The sequence below is a fragment of the Kocuria rosea subsp. polaris genome, assembly GCF_001483755.1.
In the GTDB taxonomy this organism is placed as follows: domain Bacteria; phylum Actinomycetota; class Actinomycetes; order Actinomycetales; family Micrococcaceae; genus Kocuria; species Kocuria cellulosilytica.
In genome coordinates this window covers 134,049-153,424 of sequence record NZ_LQBK01000022.1, presented here as the reverse complement: position 1 = coordinate 153,424, position 19,376 = coordinate 134,049, and the positions used below count along the sequence as shown (strand labels likewise).

17 protein-coding genes are annotated in these 19,376 nt (G+C 72.6%); 4 read left to right on the top strand and 13 right to left on the bottom strand.

Annotated elements, in window-relative coordinates; translation table 11 throughout:
* Positions 1-39 precede the first annotated feature (39 nt).
* The 9 genes from AVL61_RS10975 to AVL61_RS10935 all read right to left on the bottom strand — a co-directional run bounded on the left by AVL61_RS10975 (position 40) and on the right by AVL61_RS10935 (position 11,629).
* On the bottom strand, positions 40-1,800 hold the full coding sequence (locus AVL61_RS10975) for a hypothetical protein (RefSeq protein WP_157571382.1): 1,761 nt from the start codon (positions 1,798-1,800) through the stop codon (positions 40-42).
* An 89-nt stretch (positions 1,801-1,889) separates the two neighbouring features.
* Positions 1,890-3,197, bottom strand: coding sequence for a thymidine phosphorylase (locus AVL61_RS10970; RefSeq protein WP_058874365.1), 1,308 nt, complete (start codon positions 3,195-3,197; stop codon positions 1,890-1,892).
* 18 nt (positions 3,198-3,215) lie between these two features.
* Positions 3,216-3,632, bottom strand: a complete 417-nt coding sequence (locus AVL61_RS10965) for a cytidine deaminase (protein WP_058874364.1) — start codon at positions 3,630-3,632, stop codon at positions 3,216-3,218.
* Positions 3,633-3,639: 7 nt separating this feature from the next.
* Positions 3,640-5,103, bottom strand: coding sequence for an ABC transporter permease (locus tag AVL61_RS10960; RefSeq protein WP_157571381.1), 1,464 nt, complete (start codon positions 5,101-5,103; stop codon positions 3,640-3,642).
* On the bottom strand, positions 5,100-6,365 hold the full coding sequence (locus AVL61_RS10955; protein ID WP_058874363.1) for an ABC transporter permease: 1,266 nt from the start codon (positions 6,363-6,365) through the stop codon (positions 5,100-5,102). Before AVL61_RS10955 ends, AVL61_RS10960 begins: the two co-directional genes overlap by 4 nt.
* A complete protein-coding gene (locus AVL61_RS10950; RefSeq protein ID WP_058874362.1) occupies positions 6,362-7,894 on the bottom strand; it encodes an ABC transporter ATP-binding protein in 1,533 nt (510 codons plus the stop codon). Before AVL61_RS10950 ends, AVL61_RS10955 begins: the two co-directional genes overlap by 4 nt.
* 104 nt (positions 7,895-7,998) lie before the next feature.
* The gene (locus AVL61_RS10945; RefSeq protein ID WP_058874361.1) at positions 7,999-9,108 is read right to left on the bottom strand and encodes a BMP family lipoprotein; all 1,110 of its coding nucleotides are present in this window, start codon (positions 9,106-9,108) and stop codon (positions 7,999-8,001) included.
* A gap of 106 nt (positions 9,109-9,214) precedes the next feature.
* Entirely contained in the window at positions 9,215-10,462 is a 1,248-nt protein-coding gene (locus AVL61_RS10940; RefSeq protein ID WP_058874360.1) for an amidohydrolase, read from the bottom strand.
* A gap of 39 nt (positions 10,463-10,501) precedes the next feature.
* On the bottom strand, positions 10,502-11,629 hold the full coding sequence (locus AVL61_RS10935; protein ID WP_058874359.1) for a mannose-1-phosphate guanylyltransferase: 1,128 nt from the start codon (positions 11,627-11,629) through the stop codon (positions 10,502-10,504).
* 225 nt (positions 11,630-11,854) lie between these two features.
* Between AVL61_RS10935 and sdhC the strand changes: the two genes are divergently transcribed.
* The 4 genes from sdhC to AVL61_RS10915 all read left to right on the top strand — a co-directional run bounded on the left by sdhC (position 11,855) and on the right by AVL61_RS10915 (position 15,565).
* Positions 11,855-12,235 (top strand): succinate dehydrogenase, cytochrome b556 subunit, encoded by a 381-nt coding sequence (gene sdhC, locus AVL61_RS10930; RefSeq protein ID WP_058874358.1) that lies wholly within the window; start codon positions 11,855-11,857, stop codon positions 12,233-12,235.
* A gap of 6 nt (positions 12,236-12,241) precedes the next feature.
* Entirely contained in the window at positions 12,242-12,730 is a 489-nt protein-coding gene (locus AVL61_RS10925; protein ID WP_058874357.1) for a succinate dehydrogenase hydrophobic membrane anchor subunit, read from the top strand.
* 112 nt (positions 12,731-12,842) lie between these two features.
* On the top strand, positions 12,843-14,594 hold the full coding sequence (sdhA, locus tag AVL61_RS10920; RefSeq protein ID WP_058874356.1) for a succinate dehydrogenase flavoprotein subunit: 1,752 nt from the start codon (positions 12,843-12,845) through the stop codon (positions 14,592-14,594).
* On the top strand, positions 14,594-15,565 hold the full coding sequence (locus AVL61_RS10915; protein ID WP_231738384.1) for a succinate dehydrogenase iron-sulfur subunit: 972 nt from the start codon (positions 14,594-14,596) through the stop codon (positions 15,563-15,565). The genes sdhA and AVL61_RS10915 overlap by 1 nt, the downstream gene beginning before the upstream one ends.
* A gap of 88 nt (positions 15,566-15,653) precedes the next feature.
* Here the strand turns inward: AVL61_RS10915 and AVL61_RS10910 are convergent, their stop codons facing one another.
* The 4 genes from AVL61_RS10910 to AVL61_RS10895 are packed head-to-tail and all read right to left on the bottom strand — an operon-like array spanning position 15,654 to position 19,319.
* A complete protein-coding gene (locus AVL61_RS10910; RefSeq protein ID WP_058874355.1) occupies positions 15,654-16,760 on the bottom strand; it encodes a YihY/virulence factor BrkB family protein in 1,107 nt (368 codons plus the stop codon).
* 12 nt (positions 16,761-16,772) lie between these two features.
* A complete protein-coding gene (locus tag AVL61_RS10905) occupies positions 16,773-17,336 on the bottom strand; it encodes a 2'-5' RNA ligase family protein (RefSeq protein WP_058874354.1) in 564 nt (187 codons plus the stop codon).
* Positions 17,337-17,364: 28 nt separating this feature from the next.
* The gene (trpS, locus tag AVL61_RS10900) at positions 17,365-18,429 is read right to left on the bottom strand and encodes a tryptophan--tRNA ligase (protein WP_058874353.1); all 1,065 of its coding nucleotides are present in this window, start codon (positions 18,427-18,429) and stop codon (positions 17,365-17,367) included.
* Positions 18,430-18,482: 53 nt separating this feature from the next.
* Positions 18,483-19,319, bottom strand: coding sequence for an exodeoxyribonuclease III (locus AVL61_RS10895; RefSeq protein ID WP_058874352.1), 837 nt, complete (start codon positions 19,317-19,319; stop codon positions 18,483-18,485).
* Positions 19,320-19,376 lie beyond the last annotated feature (57 nt).

Below are 19,376 nucleotides of genomic sequence, written 5' to 3'. Positions count from 1 at the left end.
TCGGGACGGCCCCTGTCTCGGTCGGTGTCTCGGTCGGTCTCAGTAGTTCCAGTCCTGCAGGGCCTCGTTCATGTGCTGCGGGATGTGCGCCCCGGTGCGGGGGTACATGCGCAGCTCCTCGAGGTAGTTCTGCGCGGGCAGCCGCTCCTCGTAGCGCACGAAGGCCTCCTCGTCCGCGTAGTCGAAGTTCACCTCCGGGGGGATGCCCGGGCGGAAGCGGAACATCATCGCGAGCGGCGCGCCGTTTCCCTCCACGTAGGACTCGTCCTTGAGCTCCTGCACGTGCAGCAGCTCCTCGGGGATCAGGTCGAAGGTGCGGCGCTGGTCCCAGAAGCCGTTCTTGCGCACGTGCGTGAGCGCGTCGTAGTACGTACCGAGGGCACGCACCCGCACGAGGACGGTGGAGACGTCCATGGCCGTGCCGTCCTCGCCGAACAGCCGCCGCTGGGCGTCGCCCAGCCGGCGCAGGACGTCGACCTCCTTGAGCACGAGGTTGCCCTCGGCCAGCTTGTCCTGGGACGGCCGGTCCGGGGTCCCCGCCGGCGCCCGGTAGGACGGCGAGACGTCGGTGGAGACCGCGGTCTCCGGGGCGGAGGAGCCGTGGTCGTCCGCGGTGGTGCCGGCGGCGGCCGCGGCGGCCGTCGCGGCCGCCGCCCCGGTGGGCGCGGGCGGCTCGACGTCCTCGTGCCACTCCTCGTGGTCGACGTGCTCGGGGACGTCGTGGTGCGCGGTGCCGGCGCGAGGGGCCTCGTCGGGGCGGGTGTCGTGGTCGGGGGCGCGCTGCTCGTCGTCCGCCCGGCCCACCGGGCTCTCCGTCGCGGCGGCGGGCTCCGCCGCGGCGGACGCCTCGGGCTCCGGGACCCCGGTCCGCTCGGGTGCGGACACGTCGGCCGGCTCGGACGCAGGGACTGCGGCGGCACCGGCCGCGGAGGACCCGGCCCCGGCGGCGGCTGCGGCCGCGGGGAGCCCGCCACCCGCGCGCTCCGTGCCCGGCGCCGTGGGCCCGTCGGCGACGTCGGCGGAGTGCTGCTCGCCGGCGGCCCGTGCGTCGGCGGGCTGCGGCTCGCCGGCAGTCCGCGCGTCGGCGGCGTGCTCCGTGCCGGCGACGCGCTGCCCGCCGCCGGTCCCGGCGTGACCCGGCGCGGGCCGGCCGGACCGCCAGGTCCGGACCTCCTCGCCGCCGTCGGGGAACCCGTAGGTCGTCACCACAGGCCGGACGCCGTCCTGCTCCGGGCCCACCTCGATGCGGGCGTTCTGCCACGCGCCGCGCGGCGAGGACATGGCCTCGCTGTAGAGGTCGGCCACGGGGTCGAACAGCGGCGAGTCCTGGTCCACGGTGCCGGACTCCACGGACGGGTCGGCGCCGCCCACGGACTGCTCGGTCTGGTGCGTCATGGTGTTGCCGCGCTGGACGAGCGTGAGCACGGCGCGGTCGGCCCCCCGGGACGTCAGCCGGTCCACGAGGAAGGGCAGCGGCCCGCGGTCCGGCAGCGGCCGGGGCTCCTCGGTGCCCTGCTCCCCGGTGCCGTGCTCTTCAGTGCCGTGCTCCCGCGGGCCCTGCTCCTCGGGGCCGCGTCCGTCGGGGCGGCGGGGACCGGTGTCCTGGCCCCCGGTGCTCTGGTCCCCGGCGTCACGGGCGCCGGTGTCCCGGGCCTCCGTGTCGCGTCGGTCGGGGCCGGCGGTCGAGTCGGCCGGCTGCTCCGGCCGGCCGGTCTCGCGGTGCGGCGTGCTGTCCTCGGTGTTCTTCCGGAAAATGCCTCGCAGACCCAACTGGACCCACCCTTCCGAGCGTGTGCGCACGCCCTCGGTTCTCGTTTCGCGCTGGTTCTCTCCGCAGTATAGGCGGGCCCCCGGCCCGTCCTCGGTGCGGTGCGCCCGGCAGGCTGCCCTCAGCGCACGGTCTCCAGGACCACGGCGCGGTCCGGGCGCGCGGCCGGGGCCTCCGGGGCGATCACGGCGGCGCCCTCGAGGGCCTCCCGGGCCCGCGCGAAGCGCTCGGGGGTGTCCGTGAGCAGGGTCAGCAGCGGCTGCCCGGCCCGGACGGTGTCCCCGGGCTTGGCGTGCAGCAGCACGCCGGCGCCGGCCTGGACCGGGTCCTCGCGCCGGGCCCGGCCCGCCCCGAGGCGCCAGGACGCCGTCCCGACCCGGAGGGCGTCGAGCTCGGTGAGCACGCCGTCGGACTCGGCCACCACGGTCTCGGACTCCCGGGCCTGCGGCAGGGCGGCGTCGGGGTCGCCGCCCTGGGCGGCGACCATGGCCCGCCACACGTCCATGGCCCGGCCGTCCCGCAGCGCCTCGGCCGGGTCGGCGTCGGGCATCCCGGAGGCGGCGAGCATCTCCGCGGCGAGCGCCACGGTGAGCTCCACGACGTCGGCCGGGCCGCCGCCGGCGAGCACCTCGACGGACTCCTGGACCTCCACGGCGTTGCCGACCGCCAGGCCCAGCGGCGTGGACATGTCGGTGAGCAGCGCCGTGGTCGTGACCCCGGCGTCCGTGCCGAGGTCGACCATCGTGCGGGCCAGCTCGCGGGCGGACGCGAGGTCCTTCATGAACGCCCCGGACCCCACCTTGACGTCGAGCACGAGCGACTGGGTGCCCTCGGCGATCTTCTTGGACATGATCGAGGACGCGATGAGCGGGACGGACTCGACCGTCCCGGTGACGTCCCGCAGCGCGTAGAGCTTCTTGTCCGCGGGCGCCAGGCCGGACCCCGCCGCGCAGATCACCGCGCCCACGTCCCGCAGCTGGGCCAGCATCTGCTCGTTGGACAGGGCGGCGCGCCAGCCCGGGATCGACTCGAGCTTGTCCAGGGTGCCGCCGGTGTGGCCGAGCCCGCGCCCGGACAGCTGCGGGACGGCCACTCCGAAGACCGCCACGAGCGGGGCCAGCGGCAGGGTGATCTTGTCCCCCACCCCGCCGGTCGAGTGCTTGTCCGCGGTGGCCGAGCGGGCCCCGGAGCGCACGAGCTCCGAGAAGTCCATCCGCTCGCCCGAGGCGATCATCGCCCGCGTCCAGTGCGCGATCTCGTCCCGGTCCATGCCCCGCAGGAAGACGGCCATGGCCAGGGCGCTCATCTGCTCCTCGGCCACGACCCCGCGGGTGTAGGCGTCCAGCACCCACGCGATCTGCTCGGGCGACAGCGCACCGCCGTCGCGCTTGGTCCGGATGACGTCGACGACGTCGAACTGCTCGGTCATGGGAGGTCCTTTCGGGGGCTAGAGGTTCTCGGGGCCGAAGGCGTCGGGCAGGACCTCGGCCATGGTGCGCACCCCGGAGACGGTCAGCAGCCGCAGCTCCGGCGCGCGGTGCTCGTGGAGCAGCTGCCGGCACCGCCCGCACGGCATCAGGACGTCGCCGCACCCGTCGACGCACACGAACGCGACGAGCCGGCCGCCGCCGGACATGTGCAGCGCGGAGACCAGCGCGCACTCGGCGCACAGGGTCAGCCCGTAGGAGGCGTTCTCCACGTTGCACCCGGAGACCACCCGGCCGTCCTCGGTGAGGGCGGCCGCGCCCACGGGATAGTGCGAGTACGGGACGTAGGCGTGCTCGCGGGCGGCCACGGCGGCCTGCCGCAGCCGGTCCCAGTCGATCCGGTCCGTTCCGCCGCCCGTGGGCTGGTTCTCGTGCACGGGGCGCTCACTCCTTGGTGTAGGGCTTGCCGATGGCCGCCGGGCCGCGGGAGGTCCCCACGAGCCCGGCCACGGCCAGGATGGTGACCACGTACGGGAGCATGGCCAGGAACTGGCTGGGCACGGGCGTGCCCAGGAAGGACAGGATCGACTGCAGGTTGGACGCGAAGCCGAACAGCAGGGACGCGAGCAGCGCCCCGACCGGGTTCCACCGGCCGAAGATCAGGGCGGCCAGCGCGATGTAGCCGGCGCCGGAGGTCATGTCGCGGGTGAACGCGGAGACGGAGACCAGCGTGTAGAAGGCCCCGCCGAGGCCGGCGACCATCCCGCCCAGCAGCACGTTGCGGAAGCGCAGGGCGTTGACCTTCACGCCGAGGGTGTCGGCGGCCTTGGGGTGCTCCCCCACGGAGCGGGTGCGCAGCCCCCAGCGCGTCCGGTAGAGCGCAAACCACACGAGCGCCACGGCCGCGTACATCAGGTAGCCGATCACGGACTGGTCGAAGACGATGGGCCCGACCAGGGGGATCTCCGAGAGCACGGGCACGGCGAAGCGCGGCAGCCGCGGCGGGGAGTTGAACACGCCCGGGTCCGACTCCAGCACCGTGGCGAAGAGGAAGCCCGTCAGCCCGGACACGAGCACGTTGAGCACCACGCCGACGATCACCTGGTTGACCCGGTAGGTGATCGAGAACAGGGCGAGCACGAGCGAGACGAGCCCGGCGCCCAGCACGGCGGCGAGCAGGCCCACCCAGGCGCTGCCGGAGAGCGAGCCGGCCACCGCGGCGGAGAACGCCCCGAACAGCAGCTGGCCCTCGATCGCGATGTTGATCACGCCGGAGCGCTCGCACAGCAGGCCGCCCAGGGAGCCGAAGATCAGCGGGATGGCCAGGGCCACGGACCCGGCCAGCAGCCCGGACAGGGACACGTCGGGGCTGCGGGCGCTGCCCACGACCCACACGAGGAAGCCGCTGACGAAGAAGAAGCCGAACAGCAGCACCGCCCACCGGGGCAGGTGCGCCCCGGTCCGGGCGCGCAGGACCGCGAGGACCGTCAGCCCGGTGAGCACGGCGACGGTGACCCAGCCCCACAGGACGCCGTGCACCACGAGGTCGGGCACGCGGAAGAGGTCGCCGGCCTCCGAGACGCGGAAGCTCACGGTGTTGTCCGGGGCGTTGAGCCCGAACAGCAGGAGGGCCACGAGGCTCAGCAGGCCGAGGACCACCGGGGTGCGCCGGCTCGGGACGCCCACGACCGCCCCGGCCGCGGAGCTGGACGGCTCGGTCCCGCCCGGCGGGGGCAGGGTCGCCGTGGTCGTGCGGCCGGGAGCGCCACCGGCCGTGCCACCGGCCGTGCCACCGGAAGCGCTGCCGGAAGCCGTGCCGGAAGCGGTGCTGCCGGCCGGACCGCCGGCTGCGCCGTCGGACGACCGGGGCGCCTGTCCGGGGCGCGGTTCCGGGTGCTGCGGGCTCATCCCCGGCCTCCTTCGGTGGTGGCAGTGGTGGCGGTGGTGGCAGCGGCGCTGCGCCGGCCGCGGCGGGCGCGGGCCCGTCCGGTGCGCACCAGCGGCGGCAGGGCGATGAACAGGACGATCAGGGACTGCACGACCAGGACGATGTCGATGTTCGTGCCGGTCATCGACTGCATGGTGACGCCGCCGGCACGGAAACCGCCATAGAGCAGCCCCGCGAAGAACGTGCCCCACGGCCGCGACCGCCCCAGCAGGGCCACCGTGATCGCGTCGAAGCCGAAGGACGCGGCGACGCCCGTGGTCAGGGCACGCTCGGTGCCCGAGATCTGGGCCACGCCCGCGAGGCCCGCGAGCGCGCCCGCGAGGACCATGACGACGACGAAGCCGCGCGTGACGGAGATGCCGGCGGTCCGGGCCGCACGCGGGTTGGCGCCCACGGCCCGCAGCTCGAAGCCGATCGTGGAGCGCTTGAGCAGCCACGCGGCGAACACGGTGGCGAGGATCGCGAGCACGAACCCCCAGTGCAGCCGGAACTGCTCGCCCAGCAGCTTGGGGAACATCGCGGTCTCCGCGACCTGGGGGCTCACCGGGTTGGAGGAGCCCGGGCGCAGGAACGCCGGGCGGGTGAGCAGCCAGGCGACGAGGTTCAGCGCGATGTAGTTGAGCATGATCGTCAGGATCACCTCGTGGGCGCCGGTGCGGGCCTTCAGGACGCCGACGACGGCGCCCCACAGCGCTCCGCCGGCGGCCCCGGCGAGCACCACGGCGAGCAGGTGCACGCCCACCGGCAGCTGCCACGCGAAGCCGACCCAGGCCGCGAGGGCCGCGCCGATGAGCAGCTGCCCCTGGGCGCCGATGTTGAACAGCCCGGCCTGGAAGGCCACGGCCACGCCGAGACCGGCCAGGACCAGCGGCGTGGCCACGGTCAGGGTCTCCGCGAGGGGATAGACGCGCTGCGCGAGCGTGGTGCCGTTCGGGTTGTAGACGGCGCCGTAGAACATCGCCTCGTAGGCGGCGGACGCGGCGGCCCACATGGCCGCGAGCGTGTCCGCGGGGCGGGCGAAGAAGTAGCTCGCGGCGTCGGCGACGCGGTCGTCGGTCAGGGCGATGAGCAGCCCGCCCAGGACCAGGGCGGCGACGATCGCGAGCACGGACTGCAGCGCGGAGCCCGTCCACGCGCGCCGGGTGACCCCGGGCGCGACGGTCGTGGGCGGCGGCGCCTCCTGCTGGTCGGCGGCCGCGGGGGCCGTGCCGGTGGCGCTCATGCCCGCTCCTCCGTCCGCGGCGCGGCGGCCTCAGGGGCGGTGGCCCCGGCCATCATCTGCCCCAGGACGTCGCGCGGGGTGTCGGGACCCACGATCCCCATGAGACGGCCGTGGAAGAACACGGCGATCCGGTCGGCCAGCGCGTACACCTCGTCGAGCTCGGTCGAGACGATGAGGACGGGCACGCCCTTGTCCCGCTCGGCGACGATCTGCTCGTGGATGAACTCGACCGACCCGACGTCCACCCCGCGGGTGGGCTGGGAGGCGAGGAACAGCTCGAGGGGCCGGGAGAGCTCCCGGGCGAGCACGACCTTCTGCTGGTTGCCGCCGGACAGGGTCTGCACGGGTGCGTCCACGGAGGGGGTGCGGACGTCGAACTGCTCGACGGCGCGGCGGGCGTTGGCCCGGACCTCGCCCAGCCGCAGGGACGGGCCGCGGGAGAAGCGGTCGTCGCCGTAGAGGTCCAGCACGAGGTTCTCGGCGACGGTGAACGAGCCGACGAGCCCGTCCGTGGAGCGGTCCTCCGGGACGAAGCCCACGCCCGCGTCGAGGACCTGGCGCACCGACCTCCCGAGCAGCTCCGTGCCGCCCAGCCGGATCGAGCCGGTGGCCCGCGGCCGCAGGCCGAGGATCGCCTCCGCCAGCTCCGTCTGGCCGTTGCCCTGCACCCCGGCCACCGCGAGGATCTCCCCGCGGGCCACGTCGAAGCTGACGTCGTCGAGCAGCCGCACGCCGCTGTCCGCGAGCACGGTGAGCCCGGAGACCTCGAGGGCCCGCTCCCCCGGGTCGGCGTCGTCCTTGGCCACCGTCAGGGACACGTCCCGGCCCACCATGAGGGCCGCCAGCTCGGCGGTCGAGGCCTCCGGCGACGTCTGCCCCACCACCCGGCCGCGGCGGATCACCGTGATGACGTCGGAGATCGCCTTGACCTCCCGCAGCTTGTGCGAGATGAACAGGATGGACCTCCCCGAGCCGCGCAGCTGGCGCATGATCTCGAGCAGCTCGTCGGTCTCCCGCGGCGTGAGCACCGCCGTGGGCTCGTCGAGGATGAGCACCTGCGCGTCCCGCACGAGGGCCTTGATGATCTCGACGCGCTGCTGCACCCCCACGGGCAGGTCCTCGACCACGGCGTCCGGGTCCACGTGGAAGCCGTAGCGCTGCGAGATCTCCCGGATCCGGCGGCGGGTGGTCTCCAGGTCGAGGGTGCCGCCGCGGGTGCTCTCCGCGCCGAGGGCCACGTTCTCCGCGACGGTGAACACCGGCACCAGCATGAAGTGCTGGTGCACCATGCCGATCCCGGCGGCCATGGCGTCCCCGGGTCCCCGGAAGGACACCTCGGAGCCGTCCACGAGGATGCGTCCCCCGCTCGGCCGGTACAGGCCGTAGAGGACGTTCATCAGGGTGGACTTGCCGGCCCCGTTCTCGCCGAGGAGGCAGTGGATCTGCCCGGGCTCCACGACGAGGTCGACGTCCTCGTTGGCCGCGAAGGAGCCGAACCGCTTGGTGATGGACTGCAGTTCCAGCTTCATGGTGGGGTGGTCCTCCTCGTGGGCCGTCCGCCGGCCCCCGGGCCGGCACGCCGCCGCCCGGCTGCGGCCGGGCGGCGGCGTGCGGTGGTCGGTGCGGCCCGGGCTCAGGCCTGGGGCGAGTTCTCGGACTCGACCGTGAGCGTGCCGTCGATGATGTCCTGCTTCAGCTGCTCGACCTCGGCCGCGAGCTCCTCGCCCACGGCCTCCTCCTGGTCGTGGTAGGGGGCGATGCCCACGCCGTCGTTGTCGAGGGTGCCGACGTAGGGCTCGTTGCTGAACTCGCCCTCCGCCGCGTTCTGCACGACGTCCTGCACGGACGTGCTCATCTGCTTGAGCACGGAGGTGAGCTGGTACTGCTTGCCCTTCTCGAGGGTCTCGTAGCCGTCGGCGTCGACCCACACGAAGCGCACCTCGTCGCGGTCGCCGCTGTTGGCCTCCACCACGGCGTCGATCGTGCCGAGGGCCGCCTGCCCGGCCACGGGCAGGACGATGTCCGCGCCCTCGTTGACGAAGTTCTGGGTGGTGGTCTTCGCGGCGGAGGTGTCCGTGAAGCTGTTCACGAAGGTGCCGTCCTGGGTGTCCTTGTTCCAGCCCAGCAGCCGGACGTCCTCGCCCTTGGTGTCGTTGTAGTGCTCGATGCCGTCGGCGAAGCCGTCCATGAACACCGTCACGGTGGGGATGTCCATGCCGCCGTAGGTCGCCACGGTCCCGGTGCCGGTGCTGCCCGCGGCCACGTAGCCGGCGAGGAACGCGGCCTCGGCCGTGTTGTAGACGAGCGGCTTCACGTTGGGCAGCTCGATCGAGGCGTCGTCGACGATCGCGAAGTCCGACTCGGGGTTGGCCTCGGCCACGGTCCGGGTGGCGTCGGCGAGGAGGAAGCCCACGGACACGGTCAGGTCGCACCCGGCCTGCACCATGGACGTCAGGTTGGGCTCGAAGTCGGTCTCGGCCTGGGACTCGGCCTGGTTGACCTCGATGCCCATGGACTCCTCGACGGCCTGCAGGCCCTCGTAGGAGTTCTGGTTGAAGGAGCGGTCCTGGAACCCGCCGGAGTCGGAGACGATGCAGCCGGTGAAGTCGGTGGCCTGCTCCTGCGCCTCGCCGCCCTCCTCCGGGGCGGCGCCGCAGCCGGCGAGGACGAGGGCGGAGAGGCCCAGCAGCGCGGCGGCCGGGAGCGGGCGGCGTCCTCGGGACGTCCGGGGCGAGAAGGTCATGGTTCCTCCAGGAGACGGGCGCGGCCGGGACGTGAGCCCGGTCACGCGGGAGCGCGACGTGGTGCCACTCTACCCACGGGTAGGCCCGGAGCGCCGGAGGCCGGCGTCAGTCCGACGCGACGTCCGGCCGGGCCTGCCGGGAGTGCAGCCGGATGGCGCGCAGGGCCGTGTTGGCCATGACCTGGATGCCGCAGCCGATCGCCGCCTCGTCCGCCACGTAGTCCGACTGGTGCAGGTCGTAGGTGTGCCCGCCCCGCGTGCGCGTGCCCAGCCGCATCATGGCCCCGGGGACCTCCTGGAGGAACCACGCGAAGTCCTCCCCGCCCATGGACTGGTGCACCAGCACCACCGCGTCCTCGCCGAGCTCGGCGCGGGCGGCGTTCTCGATCAGGGTCGTCTCGACCTCCCCGTTGACCACGGGAGGGACGCCGCGGATGTGCTCGAGCTCCACGTCCACGCCGTAGGGCGTGGCGACCTGGTGCACGACCTCGTCGAGCAGCTTGCCCGCCCGGTGCCACGCGTCGGCGTCGAGGCAGCGCATGGTCCCGGACATGAAACCGGTGGCGGGGATGGCGTTGGGGGCCACGCCGGCGTGCATCTGCCCCCACACCACGGCCACGCCGGAGCGGACGTCGATCCGCCGGGACAGCACGGCCGGGACGTTCACGGCGATCTGCGCCATCGCGTAGACGAGGTCCTGCGTGAGGTGCGGGCGCGAGGTGTGCCCGCCGCGGCCCGTGAACTCGATGCGCACGGTGTCGGAGGCGGACGTGATCGCGCCGATCCGGGTGCCCACCTGGCCGACGTCGACCTTGGGCTCGCAGTGCAGGGCGAACATCCGGGGCACGCCCTCGAGGACGCCCTGGCGCAGCACGGTGAGGGCGCCGCCGGGCAGCTGCTCCTCGGCGGGCTGGAAGACGATCCGCACGGTCCCGGCGATGTGGGCGGTGCGGTGCAGGTCCGCGAGCACCTTGGCCACGCCGACCATCACCGTGGCGTGGATGTCGTGCCCGCACGAGTGCGCCACGCCGTCGTTGACGGAGGAGTACTCCAGGCCGGTGCCCTCCTGGATGGGCAGCGCGTCGATGTCCGCCCGCAGGCCCACGGCGATCGGCCCGTGCCCGATGTCCACGTAGCACCCGGTGTCCGAGAGCCGCACCGGGGCGAGGCCCATGTTCTCCAGCGCGCCCACGATCCGGTCCGTGGTCCGGAACTCCTGGTAGGACAGCTCGGGGTGCCGGTGCAGGTCCCGCCGGAAGGCGATCAGGTCCGGCAGGTACCGCTTGAGCAGGGGGCCGATGGCGGGCGGGAGGCCCGCCTCCAGGGCCGCGGAGGAGGATGGCGCGTCAGACATCTGCCCAGACTACTCCCGGGCGCGCACGGCCCGGGACGCTCACAGGACGTCCGTGTTGCCGCTCTGCTTGAGCGAGGCCACCGCGTCCTTGACGCGCTGCGCGTGCTCGCGCGTGGTCACCAGCAGGGCGTCCTGGGTGTCGACCACCACGATGTCCTCGACCCCGATCAGCGCGATCAGCCGGCCCGTGTCCGAGACCACGATGCCGCTCGAGCTGTCCGAGAGCACGCGGCTGTTGTCGCCGAGCACCGTGACGTCGGGGTCGGTCTCGGGGTCGACGTGGTTGAGCCGCCGGATCGCGGCGAAGTCCCCGACGTCGTCCCAGGTGAAGCTCGCCGGGACCATGGCGACGTCCCCGGCGGCCGCCGCGGGCTCGGCCACGGCGTAGTCGATCGCGATCTTGGGCAGCCCGGGCCACACCCGGTCCACCACCTCGTCCTGGGCCGGCGTGCCCCAGGCCTCGGCGATCTCGGTGAGCCCCGCGTGCAGCTCCGGCTGGCTCGCCGCGAGGTGGCGCAGCATCAGGGACGCGGGCGCCACGAACATCCCGGCGTTCCACGTGTAGTTGCCGCCGGCCACGTAGTGCCGGGCGGTGTCCTCGTCGGGCTTCTCGACGAACTCCTCGACCTGCAGGGCGTGCGGGGCGTCCGCCAGCCCGAGCTGGGCGCCGGCCCGGATGTAGCCGAAGCCGGTGGCCGGGGAGCTCGGCGGGATGCCGATCGTCACGATCCGTCCCGAGGCCGCCGCGGCCACGGCCTCCCGCACGACGTCCTGGAAGGCCTCGGCGGGCTCGATCACGTGGTCGGCCGCGAAGGACCCGACGATCGCCTCGGGGTCGCGGCGCTGGACGAGCATGCAGGCCAGGCCGATGGCCGCGGCCGAGTCCTTCGGGGACGGCTCGAGCACGAGGTCCTCGCCGGAGAGCTCCGGGAGCTGCCGGCAGACCGCGGCGGCGTGCGTGCGCCCGGTCACGACCATGACCCGGCCGCCACCCAGGCCCGCGAGCCGGTCGTACGTGGCGCGCAGCAGGGAGGAGCCGGAGCCGGTCAGGTCGAGCAGGAACTTGGGGGCGTCGGCCCGGGACAGAGGCCACAGCCGGGAGCCGACCCCTCCGGCAGGGATGAAGGGGTGGAAGTGCGCGAGTGGGGAGGTCACGGACAACACCATACGACCTCGCCCCCGGAAGCCGGGGAAATCGACGTCCGCCCGCGGCGGGAACCGCGCTCCGGCGCGGGACAGGCTGTCAGTAAACAGCGTCCGTGCTGGTATCGTGGGAGGGAACTCGCGCATCATCCGACACAGAGCCGGAGGGCTCCGCTCACGTCGTGCGCAGTGCGAATTCCCGAACATTTCTAGAGCGCACGACGGCGAGCGACTCAGGGAGGTTTTTCAGTGGCGAAGACATCCAAGGGCACCCTGTACCGGGGCCAGGCTCATGGCCAGTGGTCCTGGGTGGCCCATCGCATCACCGGCGTGGCCATCTTCTTCTTTCTTCTGGTCCACGTCCTGGACACCGCGCTCGTGCGGGTCTCGCCCGAGGCCTACAACGCGGTCATGGCGACCTACAAGAACCCGGTCATGGGCCTCGGCGAGGCCGGCCTCGTGGCGGCCATCGTCTACCACGCGTTCAACGGCCTGCGCATCATCATGGTGGACTTCTGGTCCAGCGGCACCAAGTACCAGAAGCAGATGCTCTGGGGCGTCCTGCTCCTGTGGGTCGTCGTCATGGTCCCGTTCCTCATCCGTCACCTGTCCCACGTCTTCGGGGGTTAATTCACAATGAGCACTCCGCTCAAGGCACGCATCTCGGTCCCCCGGAGCAAGGACCTCGAGGTCAACGGCGTCAAGTACAACCGCTCCTCCTCCCGCCGCAACAACTTCGAGATGTACGCGTGGCTGTTCATGCGCCTGTCCGGCGTGGTCCTGCTCGTGCTCGTCTTCGTCCACCTGTGGGTCAACCTCGTGGGCCCGGAGGGCGGCGTGAACGCGGTGGACTTCGCGTTCGTGGCCGGCAAGTGGGCCAGCCCGTTCTGGCAGGTCTTCGACATGCTCCTGCTGTGGCTCGCCATGCTGCACGGCACCAACGGCCTGCGCGTGATCATCGACGACTACGCGGAGAAGGACCGGACCCGGTTCTGGCTGAAGGTCTTCCTCTTCACCACGTCCGCCTTCGTGATCCTGCTCGGCACCCTGGTCATCTTCACCTTCGAGCCCTGCCCGGCCGGCGCGGACCCCGCGCTGCTCGCGAGCTTCTGCGCGGCGGGCTGAGCGCCCTGCCGGAGGCGGCCCGCCCCCCGCGGCGGGCCGCCTCCGCCGTCCGGTCACAGGCGACCGGACCCCAGCACATCCGACGGAACACCCAACAGAAAGAACTACCGGTATGCAGGTTCACAAGTACGACGTGGTCATCATCGGCGCCGGTGGTGCCGGTATGCGCGCCGCCATCGAGGCCGGTCAGCGCTCCCGCACTGCCGTACTGACCAAGCTGTACCCCACGCGTTCCCACACCGGCGCGGCGCAGGGCGGCATGTGCGCGGCCCTCGCCAACGTCGAGGAGGACAACTGGGAGTGGCACACGTTCGACACCATCAAGGGCGGTGACTACCTGGTCGACCAGGACGCCGCCGAGGTGATGGCGAAGGAGGCCATCGACGCCGTCCTCGACCTCGAGAAGATGGGCCTGCCGTTCAACCGCACCCCCGAGGGCAAGATCGACCAGCGCCGCTTCGGCGGCCACACCCGGGACCATGGCAAGGCCCCCGTGCGCCGCGCCTGCTACGCCGCGGACCGCACCGGGCACATGATCCTCCAGACGCTGTACCAGAACTGCATCAAGCACAACGTGGAGTTCTTCAACGAGTACTACGTCCTGGACCTGATCATGACCGAGGTGGACGGTCAGCGCCGCGTCGCCGGCGTCGTCTCCTACGACCTCGCCTCCGGGGAGCTGCACGTCTTCCAGGCCAAGTCCGTGGTCTTCGCCTCCGGCGGCGCCGGCAAGGTCTTCAAGACGACCTCCAACGCCCACACCCTCACCGGCGACGGTATGGCGATCGCGTTCCGCAACGGCCTGCCCCTCGAGGACATGGAGTTCATCCAGTTCCACCCGACCGGCCTGGCCGGGCTGGGCATCCTCGTCTCCGAGGCGGCCCGCGGCGAGGGCGGGATCCTGCGCAACGCGGACGGCGAGCGGTTCATGGAGCGCTACGCCCCCACCATCAAGGACCTCGCCCCCCGCGACATCGTGGCCCGCTCGATGGCCAACGAGGTGCGCGAGGGCCGCGGCGCCGGGCCGAACAAGGACTACGTCCTGCTCGACCTCACCCACCTCGAGCCGGCGCACATTGACGCGAAGCTGCCCGACATCACGGAGTTCGCCCGCACGTACCTGGGCGTGGAGCCCTACACCGAGCCCGTCCCGGTCTTCCCGACCTGCCACTACGCCATGGGCGGCATCCCGACCAACATCAAGGCCGAGGTGCTCCAGGACAACGAGACGGTGGTCCCGGGCCTGTACGCCGCGGGCGAGGTCGCCTGCGTGTCCGTGCACGGCTCCAACCGCCTGGGCACCAACTCGCTGCTGGACATCAACGTGTTCGGCAAGCGCGCCGGCATCTACGCGGCCGAGTACGCGCAGCAGGCCGAGTTCGTGCCCGTCCCGGACACCGCCCTCGACGGCACCGTGGCGCTGCTCGACAACGCGCGCAACGGCACCGGCACCGAGAAGGTCGCCGCGATCCGCAAGGACCTGCAGGACACCATGGACCTCAACGTCCAGGTGTTCCGCACCGAGGAGACCCTGCAGGCGGCGCTGGACGACATCGCCGCCCTCGAGGCCCGGTACGCGAACATCTCCATCCAGGACAAGGGCAAGCGCTTCAACCTGGACCTGCTGGAGGCCGTGGAGCTCGGCTTCCTCCTGCAGCTCGCGAAGGTCATGACCGTGGCCGCCCTGCACCGCACCGAGTCCCGCGGCGGGCACTTCCGGGAGGACTTCCCGGAGCGCGACGACGCCAACTTCATGAAGCACTCGATGGTCTACCTCGACCCCTCCTCCCCCACCGCGGGGATCCGGCAGGAGACGAAGCCCGTCATCTTCACCCGCTACGAGCCCATGGAGCGTAAGTACTGATGTCTACCGCACACACTCCCGACCGCCCCGAGGACGGCCGCGACGACGACCCGCAGGACCGTGCCCCCGAGCACGGCCACGAGCCGGGGCACGACCAGGACGACCGGGCCGGCTACAAGACCGACGCGGACGCCGGGTCCGCCGACGAGCGCGACGACGCCGACGCCCCGGCCGTGGACCCCGCCGCCGAGAACGCCGAGGGCGAGGCGCCCGCCGCGCGCGTGGACCTGCCCGAGGAGCAGCAGGGCGAGCAGGAGATCCCCACCTTCGACCTCACCCTGCAGATCCGCCGCTACAACCCGGAGCTCTCCGACGAGGTGCACTGGGACGAGTTCAAGCTCACCATGTACGGCACCGACCGCGTGCTGGACGCCCTGCACAAGGTCAAGTGGGAGATCGACGGCTCGCTGTCCTTCCGCCGCTCCTGCGCCCACGGCGTGTGCGGCTCGGACGCGATGCGCATCAACGGCCAGAACCGCCTCGCCTGCAAGGTGCTGCTCAAGGACCTCGACCTGTCCAAGCCCGTCACGGTGGAGCCCATCAAGGGCCTGCCGTGCGAGAAGGACCTGATCGTGGACATGGAGCCGTTCTTCCAGTCCTACCGCGAGATCATGCCGTTCCTGGTGGCCGGCGGCAACGAGCCGACCATGGAGCGCTACCAGTCCCAGGAGGACCGGGCGCGCTTCGACGACACCACCAAGTGCATCCTGTGCGCCGCGTGCACGTCGTCGTGCCCCGTGTTCTGGACCGACGGCCAGTACTTCGGGCCGGCGGCGATCGTCAACGCGCACCGGTTCATCTTCGACTCCCGCGACGACGCCGGGGACCTGCGCCTGGAGATCCTCAACGACAAGGAGGGCGTGTGGCGGTGCCGCACGACCTTCAACTGCACCGAGGCGTGCCCGCGCGGCATCCAGGTCACGAAGGCCATCGCCGAGGTCAAGAACGCCATCCTGAGCCGCTCCATGTGAGCGTGCCCCGAGGCCGCGGCGGCCCGTCCCCTGCACGGCAGGGGGCGGGCCGCCGTCGTGCGGGCGGGGCGCCGGCCCGGACGCCGGCTCAGCGGCGGACCGGGAGGGAGGCCATGGGCACCACGGTGACGGCCACGGGCTCGCCGTCGGGCTGCACCCGCCCGCCGCGCTGGTCCGCGTGCACGATCGCCCCGATCGCCGCGGAGAACAGCAGGATCTGGTTGAACAGGTAGAACCACAGCAGCACGCCGACCACGAGGGCCACCGAGAGCAGGTACGGGTTGGTGGTGGCCCCGGCCACGATCGCTCCCCCGATGTAGCGCAGCGCGAAGTTGCCGGCCGCCGCGGAGAGCACGGTCACGACCAGGGCGCGGCGGGTCATCCGCAGCCCGGCGACGCCCCGCACGAGCTCGAGGGCGAACAGCGCGTCGAGCACGACGACGAGCAGCGTGCTCAGCGCCCAGGTGAGCCCGGTGCGCAGCCACTCGGGTCCGCGGCCCCAGCCGAGCTCCCCGGTGATGTCGAGCAGGAAGCCCAGGAAGCCCGAGGCCGCGCCGTTGGCCACGACCGACAGCGCGAGCAGCACGCCCAGCACGAGCAGGCCGAGCAGGTCCCTGGGCACGGCCGCGATGGGCAGCCCCTGCGCCGGGGGCACCTCGAAGAGCCGGCGGAACGCGAGCCGCACCCCGGAGACCCAGCGCCAGCCGGCGAAGAACAGGACGGCGGCGCCGATCACCGTGGCGAGGGTGAAGGGCCGCGTGTCCTCGAGCAGCTCCAGGGGGACCACTCCCCCGTCCCCGGTGTCGAGCAGACCGGGCACGCGCTCGGTCACGGCCTCCACCACGGCGTCCCGCACCAGGGGATCGTTGCCGAGGAACACGCCGATCACGGAGAAGCCCATCACCAGCAGGGCCGTGGACGCGAAGATCAGCACGAAGGACAGGCCCGCTGCCATGAGCGGGCCGCCGTGGAAGAGGTAGTGCAGCACCACGCGGACCGGCATCCGCCGGTACACCGCGGTGAGCGCCGCCCCGAGCGCCGCGCCGGCCACGGCGCGGGCGCCGGCGCCGGCGGCCCGCTGCTCGCGCAGCAGCGCCCGCTGGCGCAGGGCCTCGCGCCGCATGCCGTGCCGGTCGATCGCGCGGGGCGGCAGCTCCGGGGCGGGAGCGGTGCGGGGACCGGCGCGGGTGCTCATGGCCGGGGCGGCTCAGCGCCGGTCGCGGTCGCGGCCCCGGAAGGGGAACTCCTCGCGGATCTGCCAGACGCCGAGGCCGTCGAGCTCGTAGAGGCCGATCCGGTCCACGAGGAACCCGGCACGGTAGGTCCGCAGCATGTCCTGCGCACGGTCGAGGTCCGACTCCTCCACGGCCTGGGCGATCGTGACGTGCGGGTGGAACTCGAAGGGGGACGCCGAGACGAGCTGCTCCTCGTGCAGGGCCTCGTGCAGCGCCCGGCACTGCTCCTCGCCCTCCTGGATGCGCAGGTAGACCACCGGGCTCACGGGGCGGAACGTGCCGGTGCCGTTGATCTCCACCCGGAACGGCTCCCACTCCCGGGCCACGGAGCCCACCCGCTCCACGACCTCGTCCCAGCTCTCCGCCTGCGGGGCGATCATCAGGGTGATGTGCGCCGGCACCGCGTAGGAGGCCGGGTCCCCGAAGGACGCGCGCCAGTCCTGCAGCTCCCGGCCCACGGGCTCGGGCAGCTCGATCACCACGCCCGCGTACACCTGGCCGGGGCGGATGGTGGGGGACTGCTGCGTACGGGTCAACTCAACTCCTCACAGGACGGGACCCAGCCTAGCCCAGCCCCCCGGACCCGCCCAGGCGCGGCAGGAAGCCCATCCGGTCGTAGACCCCCGCCAGCGTCCGCACGGTGATCTCCCGGCCCTTCTCGGCACCCCGGGCGAGGAGGCGGTCCAGCTCCGCGGGATCGTCGAGCAGCTCGTGGGCGCGCGCCTGGATGGGCTCCAGGGTCTCGGTGACCACCTCGGCCAGGCCGACCTTGAGGTGGCCGTACAGCTTCCCCTCGTACTCCTCCACGACGTCGTCCACGGCCCGGCCGGTGAGCGCCGAGTAGATGGTGAGCAGGTTCGCGATGCCGGGCTTGGCCTCCCGGTCGAAGCGGATCTCGGTGCCGTCGTCGGTGACCGCGGATTTGATCTTCTTCGCGTTCTTCTTGGCCGGGTCCAGCAGCCGGATCAGCCCGTTCTCCGACGCGGCGGACTTGGACATCTTCGCGGTGGGGTGCTGCAGGTCGTAGATCTTGGCGGACTCGGCGAGGATTTTCGGGTCCGGGACCACGAACGTGTCCCCGAACCGGGCGTTGAACCGCTGGGCGAGGTTGCGGGTCAGCTCGAGGTGCTGGCGCTGGTCCTCGCCCACGGGGACCTGGTGGGCCTGGTAGATCAGGATGTCCGCGGCCATGAGCACCGGGTAGGCGAACAGGCCCACCGTGGCGTTCTCGGCGCCCTGCTTGGCGGACTTGTCCTTGAACTGGGTCATCCGGGACGCCTCGCCGAAGCCCGTGATGCAGTTGAGCGCCCACGCCAGCTGCGCGTGCTCGGGCACGTGGGACTGCACCAGCAGGGTGGAGCGCTCGGGGTCGATGCCCGCGGCGATGTACTGGGCCGCCGTGACTCGGGTGCGCTGGGCCAGGGTGGCGGGGTCCTGCTCGGCGGTGACGGCGTGCAGGTCGGCCACGAAGAACACGCACTCGTTGTCGTCCTGCAGGTCCACCCAGTTGCGCACCGCGCCCACGTAGTTGCCCAGGTGCAGGGAGTCCGCCGAGGGCTGCACCCCCGAGACGACACGGGGCTTTCCGGAGGCGGTGGGGACGTCGAACGGGGCGGGCTCAGGGGTCACGGTGCGGGGTCCTTCGATCGGGCGTGCGCGGGCGGCGCGGAACGGGAACGGGGTCAGAACTGGTAGTCGACCACCACGGGCGCATGGTCGGAGAAGCGGGTGTCGTAGCTGGGGGCACGGTCCACCACGGCGGTCACGGCCCGGTCCGCGAGCCCCGGGGTGGCCATGTGGTAGTCGATGCGCCACCCGGCGTCGGTGTCGAAGGCCTTGCCGCGGTAGGACCACCAGGTGTACGGCCCGGGCACCGGTCCGGCCAGATCCCGGGCGACGTCCCGGTACCCCTGCTCGCCGAGGAAGCGGTCGAAGTAGGCACGCTCCTCGGGCAGGAAGCCGGCGTTCTTGACGTTGCCCTTCCAGTTCTTGATGTCGAGCTCGGTGTGGCCCACGTTGAGGTCGCCGACGACGAGCACGTGGTCGCTGCTCCGGGCGAGCTCCGGCAGCCGCTCGGTCATGGCGTCGAGGAAGCGGTACTTGTCGTCCTGGCGGGGGGTGCCGACCTCCCCGGAGTGGACGTAGGCCGAGACCACGGTCAGGGTGCTGCCGTCGGCCAGGGCGTGGTCGGTCTCGACCCACCGGCCCGAGGTCTCGAAGTGCTCGGGGCCGATGGAGCCGCGCCGGGCGACCGGCAGCAGCGACCCGCCGTGCGCGTCGCGGCGGGTGGCCACGGCCACGCCGGCCCGGCCCTTGTCGGCCGCCTCGGCGTGGTGGACGTCCCAGGTCTGCTCGTCGAGCAGCTCCCGGACGATCCGGTCGGGGGCGCGGACCTCCTGCAGGCAGAGGATGTCGACGTCACGGCCGCTCAGCCAGCCGGCCATGCCGCGCTTGTAGGCGGCGCGGATGCCGTTGACGTTGACCGTGGCGACGCGCAGGAGGTTCTCGGGGCGGGACATGCGGGGGCACCTGGCTTCCGGGTGGTGACGAGCGGGGGGCGTGCTTCGGGGAGTGCT